Annotated in this window: 20 protein-coding genes; 1 reads left to right on the top strand and 19 read right to left on the bottom strand. The window is 42.1% G+C overall.

Translation table 11 applies throughout. From position 1 onward, the window contains the following. Positions 1 to 29: 29 nt before the first annotated feature. From murA to EV579_RS11465, 3 genes are all read right to left on the bottom strand, one after another. Positions 30 to 1,337: a UDP-N-acetylglucosamine 1-carboxyvinyltransferase gene (gene murA, locus EV579_RS11475; RefSeq protein ID WP_024423722.1), complete on the bottom strand. Its 1,308-nt coding sequence runs from the start codon at positions 1,335 to 1,337 to the stop codon at positions 30 to 32. A 32-nt stretch (positions 1,338 to 1,369) separates the two neighbouring features. Then, a complete protein-coding gene (locus EV579_RS11470; RefSeq protein ID WP_024423723.1) occupies positions 1,370 to 2,104 on the bottom strand; it encodes a YwmB family TATA-box binding protein in 735 nt (244 codons plus the stop codon). A 129-nt stretch (positions 2,105 to 2,233) separates the two neighbouring features. Continuing rightward, a complete protein-coding gene (locus EV579_RS11465) occupies positions 2,234 to 2,464 on the bottom strand; it encodes a DUF1146 family protein (RefSeq protein ID WP_024423724.1) in 231 nt (76 codons plus the stop codon). 170 nt (positions 2,465 to 2,634) lie between these two features. Between EV579_RS11465 and EV579_RS11460 the strand changes: the two genes are divergently transcribed. Further along, the gene (locus tag EV579_RS11460; protein ID WP_133744472.1) at positions 2,635 to 3,111 is read left to right on the top strand and encodes a hypothetical protein; all 477 of its coding nucleotides are present in this window, start codon (positions 2,635 to 2,637) and stop codon (positions 3,109 to 3,111) included. A gap of 42 nt (positions 3,112 to 3,153) precedes the next feature. Here the strand turns inward: EV579_RS11460 and EV579_RS11455 are convergent, their stop codons facing one another. From EV579_RS11455 to EV579_RS11380, 16 genes are all read right to left on the bottom strand, one after another. Continuing rightward, on the bottom strand, positions 3,154 to 3,549 hold the full coding sequence (locus EV579_RS11455) for a F0F1 ATP synthase subunit epsilon (RefSeq protein ID WP_003214592.1): 396 nt from the start codon (positions 3,547 to 3,549) through the stop codon (positions 3,154 to 3,156). A gap of 24 nt (positions 3,550 to 3,573) precedes the next feature. Continuing rightward, positions 3,574 to 4,995 carry a F0F1 ATP synthase subunit beta gene (gene atpD, locus EV579_RS11450; RefSeq protein ID WP_024423726.1) on the bottom strand — a complete coding sequence of 474 codons (1,422 nt, stop codon included), beginning with the start codon at positions 4,993 to 4,995 and terminating at the stop codon, positions 3,574 to 3,576. 24 nt (positions 4,996 to 5,019) lie between these two features. After that, positions 5,020 to 5,886: a F0F1 ATP synthase subunit gamma gene (locus EV579_RS11445; RefSeq protein WP_024423727.1), complete on the bottom strand. Its 867-nt coding sequence runs from the start codon at positions 5,884 to 5,886 to the stop codon at positions 5,020 to 5,022. A gap of 88 nt (positions 5,887 to 5,974) precedes the next feature. Continuing rightward, positions 5,975 to 7,483: a F0F1 ATP synthase subunit alpha gene (gene atpA / locus EV579_RS11440; RefSeq protein WP_024423728.1), complete on the bottom strand. Its 1,509-nt coding sequence runs from the start codon at positions 7,481 to 7,483 to the stop codon at positions 5,975 to 5,977. Between the two features lie 16 nt (positions 7,484 to 7,499). Continuing rightward, entirely contained in the window at positions 7,500 to 8,045 is a 546-nt protein-coding gene (locus EV579_RS11435) for a F0F1 ATP synthase subunit delta (protein ID WP_047202549.1), read from the bottom strand. After that, entirely contained in the window at positions 8,042 to 8,563 is a 522-nt protein-coding gene (gene atpF / locus EV579_RS11430; protein WP_008354935.1) for a F0F1 ATP synthase subunit B, read from the bottom strand. Before atpF ends, EV579_RS11435 begins: the two co-directional genes overlap by 4 nt. 120 nt (positions 8,564 to 8,683) lie before the next feature. After that, positions 8,684 to 8,896, bottom strand: a complete 213-nt coding sequence (gene atpE, locus EV579_RS11425) for a F0F1 ATP synthase subunit C (RefSeq protein WP_003214968.1) — start codon at positions 8,894 to 8,896, stop codon at positions 8,684 to 8,686. A gap of 48 nt (positions 8,897 to 8,944) precedes the next feature. Further along, on the bottom strand, positions 8,945 to 9,679 hold the full coding sequence (gene atpB, locus EV579_RS11420) for a F0F1 ATP synthase subunit A (RefSeq protein ID WP_024423730.1): 735 nt from the start codon (positions 9,677 to 9,679) through the stop codon (positions 8,945 to 8,947). Positions 9,680 to 9,686: 7 nt separating this feature from the next. Next, entirely contained in the window at positions 9,687 to 10,070 is a 384-nt protein-coding gene (locus EV579_RS11415) for an ATP synthase subunit I (protein WP_024423731.1), read from the bottom strand. A 497-nt stretch (positions 10,071 to 10,567) separates the two neighbouring features. Beyond that, positions 10,568 to 11,197, bottom strand: a complete 630-nt coding sequence (gene upp / locus EV579_RS11410; protein WP_003214553.1) for a uracil phosphoribosyltransferase — start codon at positions 11,195 to 11,197, stop codon at positions 10,568 to 10,570. 147 nt (positions 11,198 to 11,344) lie between these two features. Then, on the bottom strand, positions 11,345 to 12,592 hold the full coding sequence (gene glyA, locus EV579_RS11405; protein ID WP_024423732.1) for a serine hydroxymethyltransferase: 1,248 nt from the start codon (positions 12,590 to 12,592) through the stop codon (positions 11,345 to 11,347). 177 nt (positions 12,593 to 12,769) lie between these two features. Beyond that, a complete protein-coding gene (locus tag EV579_RS11400) occupies positions 12,770 to 13,309 on the bottom strand; it encodes a TIGR01440 family protein (protein ID WP_024423733.1) in 540 nt (179 codons plus the stop codon). 12 nt (positions 13,310 to 13,321) lie between these two features. After that, entirely contained in the window at positions 13,322 to 13,771 is a 450-nt protein-coding gene (gene rpiB / locus EV579_RS11395; protein WP_003214714.1) for a ribose 5-phosphate isomerase B, read from the bottom strand. Between the two features lie 133 nt (positions 13,772 to 13,904). After that, entirely contained in the window at positions 13,905 to 14,363 is a 459-nt protein-coding gene (locus tag EV579_RS11390) for a low molecular weight protein arginine phosphatase (protein WP_024423734.1), read from the bottom strand. A 63-nt stretch (positions 14,364 to 14,426) separates the two neighbouring features. Continuing rightward, the gene (locus tag EV579_RS11385; protein WP_024423735.1) at positions 14,427 to 14,981 is read right to left on the bottom strand and encodes a manganese efflux pump MntP; all 555 of its coding nucleotides are present in this window, start codon (positions 14,979 to 14,981) and stop codon (positions 14,427 to 14,429) included. A 60-nt stretch (positions 14,982 to 15,041) separates the two neighbouring features. Continuing rightward, complete coding sequence (locus EV579_RS11380; RefSeq protein ID WP_133744471.1) at positions 15,042 to 16,094, bottom strand: L-threonylcarbamoyladenylate synthase; 1,053 nt, start codon at positions 16,092 to 16,094, stop codon at positions 15,042 to 15,044. Positions 16,095 to 16,187: the final 93 nt, after the last annotated feature.

Raw genomic sequence — 16,187 nt, 5'->3', positions numbered from 1 at the left:
CCCAATGGACACACTGATTTCTTTCATGATTAAGCGTTCAGATCTGATACAACTTGTTCTTGTGTCACATCTGCTGATTCATCGTTAACTCTTTCAATATCTGCACCGATTGCTGCAAGCTTTTGGTGGAAGTTCACATAACCACGGTCAATATGCTTCAACTCAGTGACACGTGTATGACCTTCTGCCACTAATCCAGCAAGTACAAGTGCTGCTCCTGCTCTTAAATCAGTCGCTGCCACTTCAGCACCTTGAAGTTGAACCGGCCCATTGATAATGACAGAGCGACCCTCAATTTTAATATCGCCATTCATGCGGCGGAATTCTTCAGCATGCATAAAGCGGTTTTCAAACACCGTTTCTGTGATCATGCTTGTTCCGTTCGCACGAAGCAATAGCGCCATCATCTGAGATTGCATATCCGTTGGGAACCCAGGATGCGGCATTGTTTTTAGATCGATTGGCTTGAGCTCAGATGGTCCAATGACTCTTAAACCTTCTTCTTCTTCAATGATCTGAATACCCATTTCTTCCATTTTTGCAACAAGTGATGTCATGTGCTCTGGCACTGCGCCTTTTACAAGAACATTTCCTTCTGTAATGGCTGCTGCCACCATGAAAGTACCTGCTTCAATTCTGTCAGGGATGATGTTGTGTTTTGCACCGTGAAGTGTTTCCACACCTTCGATTTTGATTGTACCAGTACCAGCACCGCGAACCTTACCGCCCATGGCATTGATGTAGTTTGCTAAATCAACAATTTCAGGTTCTTTTGCTACGTTTTCTAAAATCGTCGTTCCTTCAGCTAATGCTGCTGCCATGATGATGTTTTCAGTTGCCCCTACACTTGGGAAATCCAAATAGATTTTTGCACCTTTTAAACGGCCTTTTACTTCAGCCTCGATGAAACCATTACCTACTTGAATTTTAGCTCCCATTGCTTCAAAGCCTTTTAAATGCTGATCAATTGGTCTTGAACCAATCGCACACCCTCCAGGTAATGCAACTCTTGCATGACCTGTTCTTGCTAAAAGTGGTCCCATGACAAGCACGGATGCTCGCATTTTACGGACATACTCAAACGGAGCCTCAGTTTCTAGTGCATGAGATGCATCAACTGATACTTCGTTATTTTCAAAATGTACTTCTGCTCCTAAATGACGTAACACTTCATTGATTGTATATACATCGGAGAGCGTAGGTACATCACAAATTACGCTTTTTTCTGTACTTGCTAACAAAGATGCAGCGATAACTGGTAAAACGGCATTTTTTGCGCCTTCTACTTTAACTGTGCCGTTTAACTTTTGACCGCCGCGGACGATGATTTTTTCCAAGGTCTTCCCCTCCGCGTCCCAAATTCTCTATATTAATATTCAGTCGTTACGATTGGTGTGCCAACCGTAATCGTATGATTTTCGTTCATTTCCGAACTTCTGATGGCAATTTGAACATTCATTTTATCATTTGAAGTCATAATGAACTGTTCCCACTTATCTGTGTAAGCGGAAAGCGACACAAAATTAGACTCAACGAGATACTCAACTGGTTTTGCTTGAAACTCATTTGCTAACATTTCAGCTTTTTTTTGCAAAACAACATCCATCATACCATTTACATGACCATCGAGACAAGTAAAAATTACAATTTTCTCTTGTAATATGCTTTTTGCATGACGTACGAACTGATCATATGTATGCTCCCAGGTATTCAGTGGGCGAGCACCTTTTTGCTCATATAATAAATACGACTTTTGATTTGATTTTGTGTCGGTCTTCACGAGTAAAATTTTCGATTCTGTATCATTTTTTTCATCTTTGTAAATTCCTGTGACTTTGGTGACATGTTGTTCTTTTTTTTCGGTCCACTCATACTGTCGTAGTTCGTCTTTCAAACGTTTCACTTTTTTTGAAAATTGTTCGGATGAAATATCTACATTTGTTTTGGCATGAAGGGTCCACCCATCGACTTCGATTTGCTGGTTTTTTAGACCTTCTGCTATTTGAGCGAGCGGGGAAGATTCTTCCGCACGAACACCTTGAATCATCAGAACAAAAAAAAGAATAAACGCAAATAATGGCCAACCTTTCAAATACTTTCTCACTTGTCATTCCCCCTTGCTACAAGTGTTGCCGCAAGGAGGGCAATGCATACGTGGAAAAGTCAACAAAAGGCAAGCCTTTTGACCCTTCCTTTTACGTTCCCGCAGAAGGCCGTGACCAAACCTTTTATGTTAGAACATATAAGGAATTTGTCTCGAGAAATTTAAGTAATCAAGAAAGAAATTGCTGACCGCAGATGCGATAGCAATGGTAATGAGCATCATCAGCAGCCTTGCTTGAACGATTTTCCCTTTCTTAATGAGTGGATCAATATTTACAGCAAGCAGTGCCCACCATGTAACCGCGATAAAAAATAGGTGGATCACAATGCCCACGATTGCTTGTTGTCCTACGTCTTCCATACAGTTGAATCCTCCTTTTATTTATTTCTGTAAAGGAAAACTCCCTTTCATTATATCCTCGAAAATCGGAAAGATGAATCATTTGGAAAAAAGAGCTACATTTAGTGTAAATCCCCTCTTATCCTGATGCCAAGGAGATGATATACTGCGTGTGGAAGGAGCTGAACACATTGAAAGATTCTTTTCCTGACTTTGTTGATTTGTACGGAGAATTGGTTCCCTCATTTGATCATGAATGGGAGGCCATTGCTTTCTACTTTGATTATAGACAGACACAGCTAGAAGAATTAGCACAATTGTGTCATTTTCATAACATTTCTTTGAATTACTCTGAGGAAAGCTTGTATCAGTTAGAATCACTATACTTTGATGCATTGACCAAGCAGCTGTTCGCTGAGTGGAAAATGCCAATAGATGCATTAGAAGCGATGATGAGTGTGTATATAGGAGAGGTTGTCATCCGTCATCATTCAGATGCTGACTGGGTGGTGCGGCCTTATATGGATTCTCCGCATAAATATACGCTTGGCTTACGCAGAAATAATAAAACATGGCATTGTAGTACGCAATTTTGCGAGCACTTATATCTAGAAAAGCAAGCATCTCATCCTTATGTGTCGATGTACCAATCTCTCATGTCATCCTAAAAAAAATCCTTCTTATCACAGTGATAAGAAGGATTTTCTGTTTTATTTCCCTGCTACATTTAAACGGTTTAACGCCCGTTTTAATGCGAGTTCCGCCCGGCGTACATCACTTTCATTCGGGTGGTTCAAATGCTCTTCAGCACGCTGTTTCGCTGATTTAGCACGATCGACATCAACTTTATCTGATGTTTCAGCGGCCTGAGCAAGAATCGTTACTTGTTCAGGGCGGACTTCAACAAATCCGCCACTTACTGCAACCAATTCAGTTGATCCACTATGTTTTAAGCGAACTGCACCGATTTTTAGCGGAGCAACCATTGGAACGTGGCCAGCTAAAATACCAAGCTCACCGCTTTCTGCTCTTACACTGACCATTTCCACATCCGCTTGATACACTGGGCCGTCGGGAGTAACGATATTGACTTGAACGGTCTTCATGCTTTTACCCTCCTAAGGACCAGATTAGGCCTCTACACCCATCTCTTTGGCTTTTTCAATCACTTCTTCAATGCGTCCAACTAGGCGGAATGCATCTTCTGGAAGGTGATCGTATTTACCAGACAAGATTTCCTTGAAGCCTTTAACAGTTTCTTTCAATGGCACATAAGAACCCTTTTGGCCAGTGAACTGCTCTGCTACGTGGAAGTTTTGAGATAGGAAGAATTGAATACGACGCGCTCTGTGTACCACAAGCTTATCGTCCTCAGATAATTCATCCATACCTAAAATGGCAATAATATCTTGAAGCTCTTTATAACGCTGCAATGTTTGCTGCACTTCACGCGCAATCGCATAATGCTCTTCACCAACAATCTCAGGTGCAAGTGCACGAGATGTTGAAGCAAGAGGATCAACTGCTGGGTAAATACCCATTTCAGTCAGCTTACGCTCAAGGTTTGTCGTTGCATCAAGGTGAGCGAACGTCGTTGCAGGAGCTGGATCTGTATAGTCATCCGCAGGTACATAGATCGCTTGAATCGATGTAACCGATCCTACGTTTGTAGACGTGATACGCTCTTGCAGCTGACCCATTTCTGTTGCAAGTGTCGGCTGATAACCTACCGCTGAAGGCATACGTCCAAGAAGGGCTGATACTTCAGAACCTGCTTGTGTAAAGCGATAGATATTATCGATGAAGAACAATACGTCTTGACCTTGTTCATCACGGAAATGCTCTGCCATTGTCAAACCAGTTAGGGCAACACGCATACGTGCACCCGGTGGCTCGTTCATTTGACCGAAGACCATGGCTGTTTTTTCGATAACGCCAGAATCTTTCATTTCGTAGTAAAGGTCGTTTCCTTCACGTGTACGCTCTCCAACACCAGCGAATACAGAAATACCGCCGTGTTCTTGTGCGATGTTGTTGATCAATTCTTGAATCAGAACGGTTTTACCTACACCAGCTCCACCGAATAGACCGATCTTTCCACCTTTGATGTAAGGAGCAAGCAGGTCAACAACTTTGATACCTGTTTCAAGAATTTCAACTTCTGTAGAAAGTTGATCAAAAGAAGGCGCTTGTCTGTGGATTGGATCTCTTTGAGCTTCCACACCAAGTGGCTCATCTAAGTCAATGTTATCTCCCAGTACGTTGAATACACGTCCAAGTGTTACGTTACCAACTGGTACTGAAATTGGTTTTCCAAGGTCTACAGCTTCCATACCGCGCTTCACACCGTCTGTTGATGCCATTGCAATGGTTCTCACTGTATCGTCACCTAAATGTAGTGCTACTTCTAAAGTTAAGTCGATATCAACTTCACTTTCGCTTTCCGCTTTATGCGAAACTTTGATCGCATTATAAATCTCAGGCAAGTGACCGTCTTCAAAACGAACGTCTACGACTGGTCCCATGATCTGACTGATGCGTCCTGTTTTCATTGCATTCCCTCCTGACAATTATTTCTATTCTAAGGCAGCTGCTCCGCCGACAATTTCTGTAATCTCTTGTGTAATCGCTGCTTGACGAGCACGGTTGTAAGAGAGTGTCAGGCTGTCGATCAATTCTTTTGCGTTGTCTGTTGCACTCTTCATTGCTGTCATTCTTGCAGCATGTTCACTTGCTTTGCTGTCAAGAAGCGCACCGAAAATCAAACTCTCTGCATATTGAGGAAGGAGAACTTCAAGAATTTCTTCTTCAGAAGGCTCAAACTCATAAGATGCGGAACGTTTATTTGGTGTCGCTGCGGCCGAAAGGTCCGTTAGCGGCAATAATTTCTTCTCTGTTACTTCTTGTGAAATCGCACTGACAAAGTGGTTGTAGAACATGTAAAGTTCATCAAACGCTTCATCAGAGAACATTTGAACTGTACTGCTTGCTAATTCTTTAATATCAGCAAACGCTACTTCGTCTCCAAGCCCTGTTACTTCAGAAATAACTGGAATACCACGCTTTTTGAAGAAGTCGCGTCCGATTTTACCAATGACAATCACCGCATATTCATCAGCGGATTGATGACGAGATTGAATGGTTTGGTAAGCGGCACGCAAAATCGAGCTGTTAAAAGGTCCTGCAAGCCCTCGATCAGATGTAATAACGAGATACCCTGTTTTTTTGACAGGTCTTGAAAGAAGCATTGGGTGCTTAGCACTTGTTCCAGTTGCGATTGCAGCAACCACTTCCTGGATTTTCTCCATGTAAGGAACAAAAGACTTCGCATTGTTTTCAGCACGATTCAGTTTCGCAGCTGATACCATTTGCATCGCTTTTGTGATCTGACTCGATTTTTTCGTTGACGTGATCCTTGACTTTATATCGCGTAATGAGGCCAAAGATTTCACCACCTTTTTTCAGGAATCCGTGTTCATTTACGTGAAAAGAGAGAAAAAGAGAATCTTTTTCTCTCGGAAAGATTACTAATTAGTTGCTTGGTGCAAACGTACGTTTAAAGCCTTCGATTGCTGTCTTCCACTCTTCATCAGCAGGCATATTTCCTGTTTGAGAGATTGTGTCAAACAAGCCTTTATGGTTTTCTTCAATGTACAAGAATAACTCAGCTTCAAAACGTTTAACATCAGCAATGGCTACATCGTCTAAGTATCCTCTTGTTAGTGCGTAAAGAATCGCTACTTGTTTTTCAACTTTAAGCGGTTTGTTCAAGTCTTGTTTTAAGACTTCAACTGTTCTTGCACCACGGTTTAATTTCGCTTGAGTGGCTTGGTCTAGATCAGATCCAAACTGAGCGAATGCTTCAAGCTCACGATAAGAAGCAAGATCCAGACGAAGTGTACCTGCTACCTTTTTCATCGCTTTGATTTGTGCAGAACCACCTACACGGGATACAGACAATCCTGCGTTTACCGCTGGACGTACGCCTGAGAAGAAGAGGTCAGATTGTAAGAAAATCTGTCCATCTGTGATGGAAATAACGTTTGTAGGGATATATGCAGAGATATCGCCAGCTTGCGTTTCTACGAAAGGCAATGCTGTGATAGAACCGCCACCCTTTTCGTCACTAAGCTTCGCTGCACGTTCTAATAAACGAGAGTGAAGATAGAAAACATCACCAGGGAATGCCTCACGACCTGGAGGACGACGAAGCAATAATGAAAGCTCACGGTAAGCTGCCGCTTGTTTAGAAAGGTCATCATAGACAACAAGTACGTGCTTGCCGTTATACATGAATTCCTCACCCATCGTTACACCTGCATAAGGAGCAAGGTAAAGAAGTGGAGCTGGCTGTGATGCAGAAGCTGTGACAACGATTGTGTAGTCAAGCGCACCATGCTTACGAAGTGTTTCAACAACACCACGAACCGTAGATTCTTTTTGTCCGATAGCTACATAAATACAGATCATGTCTTGATCTTTTTGGTTTAGAATCGTATCGATTGCAACAGATGTTTTACCTGTTTGACGGTCACCAATGATCAATTCACGCTGTCCGCGGCCGATTGGAATCAAAGCATCAATGGCTTTAATTCCTGTTTGAAGCGGCTCATGTACAGATTTACGATCCATAACACCAGGTGCTTCACTTTCGATTGGACGTGTTTTGCTTGTTAAAATTGGACCTAGTCCATCAACAGGCTGACCAAGCGGGTTCACAATACGTCCGATTAATTCTTCACCTACTGGAACCTCCATGATACGACCTGTACGTTTTACGTCATCACCTTCACGGATATCTTTGTAAGGTCCTAAAATAACGATACCTACGTTAGACTCCTCAAGGTTTTGAGCCATACCCATTACACCGTTAGAGAACTCAACCAGCTCTCCTGCCATAATGTTGTCAAGGCCATGTACACGCGCGATACCGTCCCCTACTTGAATGACTGTACCGACATCTTTTACTTCAATTTCTGATTGATAGTTTTGGATTTGCTGCTTTATCAGCGCGCTAATCTCTTCAGCTTTGATACTCACTAAGGTTTCACCCCTTCTAACGATTTTCGCCTGCAAGCTGACGTTCAATGCGGGAAAGCTTTCCACTCACACTGCCGTCATAAATGCGGTTTCCGATACGGATTTTCACTCCGCCTATTAGATCCTTGTCAATCACATTTTCAACACGCAGTGATGTGACTCCGGCTTTTTTGGCAAATACTTCAGATAAAGATTGAATTTCAGCACCGCTCAGCGGTTTCACTGAATACACGATCGCATCGTCTATTTGTTTCGTACGGTTTGCAAGTTTCACAAACTCAGACGTCATTTCAGAGAAAATATTCGTGCGTCCGCGGTCAATCAGTAAATACATTGTGTGCAATACATAAGTAGAAACACCTTTGAAAGCTTCAGCAATCAACTGTTTCTTTTTGTCTGCCGTAATCTTTGGATGAACAAGGAAGTCATTGAGTTCTTGATCAGCCTTTAGAACTTTTTTGATCTCATTCAGCTCTTTTTCAGTTTCGTCTACTGCCGAAGAAGCAAGAACGATGTCAAAAAGAGCAGAAGCGTAACGCTTAGAGACAATAGTTACGCTCATCGGCTTTCGCCTGCCTCTTTAAGGTACTCTTGAATCAATTTCTCTTGTGCCTGCTCATCAAGTTCTTTTTCAATCACTTTAGATGCAATCAACACAGATAGTGATGCAACCTGCTCACGCAGTGCAGCCACAGCTTGTTCTTTTTCTTTCACGATTTCAGTTCTAGCAGACTCTTTCAAGCGCTCTGATTCTTGACGTGCTGCTTGAATGATCTCTTCTTTTTGTTTCTCACCAATCTTTTTCGCATTTTCGATGAGTGTATGTGATTCTTCGCGTGCTTCTTTCAATAAGACACGTTGTTCTTCAAGAAGCTTTTCAGCTTGAACGTGCTTTTGTTCAGCACTTGAAATTTCATTTCCTATATAATCTTCACGCTGCTTCATAATACCTAATAAAGGTTTAAGCGCAAATTTCTTTAAAAGTGCAAGCAAAATGAGCATAGCGATAAGCTGGAATAACATATCACCGGCGTTGAAACTTAAGCCCCCTGCTCCTAAAACCACTGGTAACTGAGACATTTAGTACGGCAACTCCCTTCTTTAAATAATATGTTAAGAAACAAAACATAAAGGAATGGCGAAGTTTCGAACTAATCTGATCTTCGCCATTAAAATTCATATTAGAACGCTTCTCACATATTAACCAAAGAATGCCAAGAATGCGATAACGACAGCGATAATTGGAAGTGCCTCAACTAAAGCGACCCCGATGAACATAAGTGTTCTTAGTTCTCTACCAGCTTCTGGCTGACGAGCGATTCCTTCAACTGTTTTAGATACGATTAGACCGTTACCAATACCTGCTCCTAGTGCTCCTAAACCGATTGCAATTGCTGCTGCTATTAAATTCATTAAAAAGCTCCTCCTTTAAAATAACGTCCTTTTTGGACTCTCAATTTTTTAGTGTTCGTCGCTGACTTTATGGGAAATGTACACCATTGTCAGCATGGTGAAGATAAATGCCTGGATTGTTCCGACAAACAAACTGAATGCCTGCCATACAATCATCGGCACGATGGCACCTAATGTACCAACGATACCAAGCGCAATATTTTGCGTGTAGAAATTGGTCGCAAGTCCTGCAAGTAACCCAAGAAGAATCTCTCCAGCGAAAATATTTCCGTAAAGACGCAAACCAAGTGTTAGCGTGTTTGCAAATTCTTCAATGATTTTCAGCGGCACTAAATATGGGATTGGCTTGAAGAAGTCTTTCGTATATTCCTTGACTCCTTTTGCCTTGACACCGTAGAAGTGTGTAAGTCCCATGACCATAATTGCTAGTGTCATTGTGATTGCAGGATCAGCAGTTGGTGATTTCCACCACAAGTTGTGATCGACCGTAATCGAGAACGGCAGTCCAAGCATGTTTGAAACAAATATGTACATGAGTAATGTAACGCCAAGCGCTAGAAATGGGGCTCCTGTTTTCATGTCCATCGAACTACCTATGATATTTCGAACAAAATCAACGATCCATTCCATGAAGTTCTGCGCCTTAGTCGGACGAATAGACAGAACACGAGTAGTCAGCACCGCTATGAGAAGAACGATGATACTAGCAATCGTAATCATGAGAACATTGGATAAGTTGAACGTTAACCCTAAAAATTCTGTAGTTTTTGAACTGTGACCCAAAGAGTATTCACCTCTCTTCCATAGTAGAACGTTTAAGTTGAATGAAGGAATCTATCATAATGACAGGATATATTGTCATTAATCCTATAACAACACCTGCCAGATGAACTTCATTAGGGTAACGCCAAGCAATCGCTACTGCGAGAATCGCGTTGGCCCACCTGGCTGTACTTCCCATTGAACGAATGGATTTTCCTTTTTTAACCGCTCGATCAAAAGCGTGCATTCTCCGTATAAGTAGGAATAAATTAAAGAAAGCAAAAATTGTGCCGATAATGAAACCAAGAAACAATGGTTTAAAACCAGGCATGGCATAGCCAAACACAAAAATTGCCAATAGATAGAACATGTATTTACTCTGTCTGCGGAAAATCGCGTTTGGATCGTTCATTCATCTGACTCCCGATGAAAAGTATTGTAAAAAAGGTGATAAATGGTGATGAAAACTGCGTAGAAGACGCTGATGATAAGCCGTCCTATTCGAAAAAAATCAATCACCCATCGGTCTAATTGCACAATCAGACTTGAAATCTTTAGATCTATGGGATGCTGCTTCATTCGTTGATACAAACCCTGATTATTAAAGGGTTCACAATGAGGATTAGTAGAGTGCTATAGGCTATGAAAACCTTACCATAATACCCTCGTTTAGCATACAATAGCGTCTATGATGTGTCAATCGGTTGAAAGTTAAAAAACTTTTCTATAGTGATAGAGCACACAAAATGTTCACAATTTCATCAAACTTTAGGAGAGATGTGACATTCATTGAAAAAAACAGCCAATGTTCAGTATACATTGATTTTTCTAAGAACGGTATCAATCCTTTGTCATATATTTCAAAAAGCCCACATGCACGTTTGCATGTGGGCTTTTATTAAGACTTTCTTATTTCGTTCCGTACATACGGTCACCAGCATCCCCAAGACCTGGGATGATGTAACCTTTTTCGTTTAGTTTCTCATCTAATGCTGCAATGTAGATATCAACATCTGGATGATGCTTTTGCATTTCTTCTACACCTTCAGGGGCAGCAATCAGACACATAAAGCGAATGTTTTTCGCACCGCGTTTTTTCAAGCTGTTTAACGCTTCGACTGCTGAACCGCCAGTTGCAAGCATTGGGTCTACTACGATAAATTCACGTTCTTCCACATCTGATGGAAGCTTCACATAATATTCAACAGGCTTTAATGTTTTCGGATCGCGGTATAAACCGACATGTCCCACTTTAGCAGCTGGAATGAGTTTCAAAATCCCGTCTACCATTCCAAGACCTGCTCTTAAAATTGGCACAACCCCGAGTTTCTTCCCTGAGATCACGTTTGATTTCGCTACTTGTACAGGTGTTTCTACATCTACCTCTTCAAGCGGTAAGTCTCTTGTGATTTCAAATGCCATTAATGTTGCGACTTCATCCACTAGCTCTCTAAATTCTTTAGTTCCTGTATGAACGTCACGAATATATGTAAGTTTGTGCTGAATAAGCGGGTGATCAAATACATAAACCTTTGCCATTGCTTGCTACAACTCCTTTTCTGTCATCTTCCGGTGAACTTTGCACACTTCCTACAATTCTACATAAAAAGACATCATCTTTCAATATGATTCGCAAATCCTACAAAAAAAACCCACATGCCAAAAATAGGCAAATGGGTCTGTTTTTTAATAATCTAATTCGTTATATAGAGGGAAACGGGCCGTAAGATCAGATACACGCTTTTTCGCCTCTTCTAATTTCGCTTCATCTTCATGATGTTTTAGCGCAAGTGCAATAATGGAACCGACTTCTTTCATCGCTTCTTGATCAAAACCGCGGCTTGTTACTGCTGCTGTACCTACACGTACACCACTTGTGACAAATGGTTTCTCTGGATCATAAGGAATTGCATTTTTGTTCACTGTAATACCGATTTCATCAAGAACGTTTTCTGCAATTTTTCCTGTGATGCCAAGAGAACGCAAGTCGATGAGAACAAGATGGTTATCTGTTCCGCCAGATACAAGCTGAATATCTTCAGATAAAAGTGTTTCAGCTAGTTGTTTTGCATTATTAATGACGTTTTGTGCATATGTTTTGAAATCTCCGTTCAATACTTCACCGAAAGAAACAGCTTTTGCAGAGATGACATGCATCAGTGGGCCACCTTGAATACCAGGGAAGATCGATTTGTCGATCTTTTTACCAAACTCTTCACGGCATAGGATCATTCCGCCGCGAGGTCCGCGTAATGTTTTGTGAGTTGTTGTTGTCACAAAATCTGCGTAAGGAACTGGATTTGGATGAAGACCTGCTGCAACAAGACCAGCAATGTGAGCCATGTCGACCATAAAGTAAGCACCGACTTCATCAGCAATCTCACGGAACTTTTTGAAATCAATTTGGCGTGGGTATGCACTTGCACCCGCAACGATGAGTTTCGGCTTATGTTCACGTGCTTTTTCAAGTACATCTTGATAGTCGATATGCTGAGTTTCTTTATCTACACCATATTCTACAAAGTTGTACTGTACACCACTAAAGTTTACAGGGCTTCCATGTGTTAAATGCCCGCCATGTGATAAGTTCATGCCAAGTACTGTATCGCCATGCTCAAGAATTGTAAAGTATACGGCCATGTTCGCTTGAGCACCTGAGTGAGGCTGTACGTTCACATACTCAGCGCCAAAAATTTCTTTTGCGCGGTCACGTGCGATATCTTCCACAACGTCTACATGTTCACAGCCGCCATAGTAGCGTTTACCAGGATAGCCCTCAGCGTATTTGTTTGTTAATACAGAGCCCTGTGCTTCCATGACTGCTTCGCTTACGAAGTTTTCTGATGCAATTAATTCGATTTTGTCCTGCTGGCGTTTCCGCTCTAGTTGAATTGCTTTGAATACTTGTGCGTCTTGCTCAGGTAAATGTTTCATCAGCGAAATCCTCTCCAATCTATTTCCATTCGATGTTTTCACCATCTCATTGTACACGGTTTTTGAGTAAAATGTAAAAGTTTTTTTTGGAAAATCGACTTCTTTTTTATGAAAACCCGAATATTCAAGTGGTAAAGCGTCTTCATCATTCAACATTATATTAGAAATATATCGAAGCTATGATCTTGTATAAACGGCTCGTTCTCCGCCAATCAGCTTCGGACGCGTTTTCGCAAAAGTCACATGTGCATGTCCTAATCGATGACGACTGAGGCGGACAGGTACAGCGACTCTCTTTAAGTGCATCCCAATTAACGTATCGCCGATATCAATTCCAGCATGTGCCTCAATGCATTCGACTAATACAGGATGTTCCATTTGCTGATATGCATGAGCCGCCATCGAACCACCCGCTTTACGGACAGGTACTGCAGCTACGATCTCCAGGTTAAAACGGAAAGCCACTTCTTCTTCAACAACAAGGGCACGATTTAGATGTTCACAGCATTGAAAGGCGAGTTCAATCCCGGTCTCTCGTCTTAACTGATCCAATTCTTGATAGATAGAGGCAGCAATTTGCTCACTTCCTGCAGTACCAATATGCTCACCAGCCACTTCTGACGTACTGCAGCCAATGACTAAGATTTGCCCGGCACGCAATTCAACTGTTTGATGAAACTCTTTTAACATTTCAAGCCAATCTTGACCAATGTTCATGTTAAGCGCTCCTTATAGGTGCTTTTCTTCGTAATCAGCAATTTTGCCAATCCGCACAGCATGGCGTCCTGCTGTAAACTCTGTCGTCAGCCAAATGTGCGCAATCTCACGTGCTAATCCTGGTCCAATCACTCGCTCTCCCATTGCAAGAACGTTCGTATCATTATGTTCTCTCGTTGCTTTCGCACTAAATGTATCATGAGCCAATGCACAGCGAATTCCTTTTACTTTATTTGCTGAGATGCTCATGCCGATGCCTGTCCCACAAATTAAAATGCCGCGGTCGACTTCTCCGTTTGCCACCATATTGGCTACAGGGAAAGCATAATCTGGGTAGTCTACAGAACCTGATCCGCATTCACAACCCATATCAATGTATTCAATCTTCAATTCATCCATCAGTTGTTTGATTTCTTCACGAATATTCGTTCCGCCGTGATCGGATGCAATGGCTACTTTCATCGGGCAATTCCTCCTAAGGGTGAGTTGATCTGTTATGTCTTACATTCATTCTTTATTCACAGTTATATTTTAACCTCTACCTAGTGATTTGCAAACAATAGCAGAAAAACCGTTGAGGCAACGGTTTTACAGGTTATCTATTATGATGATCTTTTTTCAGCTTCTCAGCGAGCTGATACAGTAAGGCTTCTAGTTCATCTCGAGTTTCCTGATAAACAGAAAGACTTCCTCCAAACGGATCGGATACATCGCCTTCTGTTCCTGTCGCAAATTCCTTTAAAGTGAAGACCTTGCCTTTTGCATGCGCATATTGCTCTGCAATCAACTGTTTATGCTGCATCGTCATCGTGAAGACGTAATGAGCTTCGCGCAGAAGATCCTCTGTCAATTTTGATGATGAGTGATTCAGTGGAATGCTTTTCTCAAATAATGCTTCGATCGCTTGAGGAGAAGCCTTCCCTTCATCGGAGGCAAAAATGCCCGCTGATTTTACAGTGACCTCTAAACCTTTTTCATCTGCAATGGAAGCAAAAAGGGCTTGAGCCATTGGACTTCTGCATGTATTTCCCGTACAAACAAATAAGATTTTCATCTTTCGCCCTCCTTTTCTTCTATTATATAGCATTTCATTCTACATGTTATGTAAGGAGACTGGCTAGAGCGGAAATAATAATTTGATACCAAAGGCTAGTAAAATGATTCCGCCAAGCGCACCGCTATATGAACCAACCCATGACCGAACCTGTTTACCGAGTAATAATCCGAGCCATGTGAGGAGCATACTAAAAAAACCAAACAATAATATAGTCATCCACACCTGGGAACCGTAAATTCCGAGGCTTAAACCAACGGAGAAGCTGTCTAGGCTTACACTTGTCGCAAAAAGAACGAGACCAGCCCCAACTGGTGCGATAAAGGGCTTATCCTCTTTGCGGATAGAAGCAACAATCATTTGCAGTCCCAGCACCAAAAGCAGCGCCCCGCCAATATAGGTGGCAAGAAGACCAAGCCATCCAGATAAGAGCTGACCTGTCAGCATGCCAAAAAGCGGCATAAACATATGAAATATCCCAATAACAAGTCCAATATAAATGATCTGGCGGAACCTCAGCTGAATCATTCCCATACCAAGTCCAACCGAAAAAGCATCCATCCCAAGTGCAAAAGCCATGATGCTGAGTGTCAGCAATTCGCCAGCTAGTTCGTTCATGTAAATCCCCCTTGGACACACATTCTTCTTTAACCTATGTTTGTCCAAGAAAGGTTAGAACTATTGGAACGAAGGGAGTGTACGCCCTCCTGCGGCTTTTTGCAGACGGTTCATAATGGCAGAACCGACTCCCTGCTCTGAAAAGGCTTCTGAAATGATCAAGTCTACATCTGTTTCATCAAATTGTCTCAGTACACGATAAAGGTTTGCAGCAACCGTTTCAGGTTTTTCTCTCCATCCACAGCTGTACACAACATCTGCCGCAAACAGCGATTTCTTTTCTTCTGTTGTCAGCACTCCGACTTTTAAACCTTCAGCTCTGTATTTCTGAATGTGACACTGCATGTCTTCATCACTTCCATGAAAGATATACATCTTGGCTTCAGGTGCATAATGTGTGTATTTCATTCCCGGCGATACAGGCGCTTCGTCCTTTTTTGTCAGCCCTGGGTCCACACTCACCGTCCCCACGACCTCTTCTAATGCTTCTTTTGTAATTCCGCCTGGTCTTAAAATCACTGGGGTCTCACCGATACAGGATACAACCGTTGACTCAACGCCAATACCTGTTGAACCGCCATCCACAATCCCAGCGATTCTTCCTTCGAGATCACTGGCTACATGGTCAGCTTGAGTTGGTGAAGGCTTTCCCGAACAATTGGCACTTGGTGCAGCAATTGGCAGACCCGCTGCTCGGATCAGCTCAAGCGCAATGGGATGGTCAGGCATTCTCACACCTACTGTGGATAAACCTGCTGTAACCTGCTTTGATAAAGTGCCCGGTTTACACGGAAGAACAATGGTTAAGGCGCCCGGCCAAAAGGCATCCATCAGCGCCTTCGCTTTTTCGCTTTCTATTTGTGCAAATTCGTGAAGCTGCTGAACCTCCGCAATGTGAACAATCAACGGATTATCACTCGGACGCCCTTTCGCTTCATAAATTTTCATCACGGCTTCTGTCTCTTTCGCATTTGCCCCGAGTCCGTAAACGGTCTCTGTCGGGAAAGCAACCACTTCATTTTGCTTCAGCAGATCGGCCGCCTGTTTAATTTGTGGATAGTATGTGGATAAATCCTTTTCTAAATCCACAGACCACCTTTTTGTATTTAACATCATACAAACTCCTTTTAAAAAAGATAAAACTGTTGATATATCTCAATTATCCTTTTGAAAGTATAAAAGATGATGATCAATAAAACAAGCGTT

Source organism: Bacillus sp. BK450 (genome assembly GCF_004364885.1).
Taxonomy (GTDB): Bacteria; Bacillota; Bacilli; order Bacillales; family Bacillaceae; genus Bacillus; species Bacillus safensis.
This window is presented reverse-complemented; position numbering and strand designations above follow the sequence as displayed.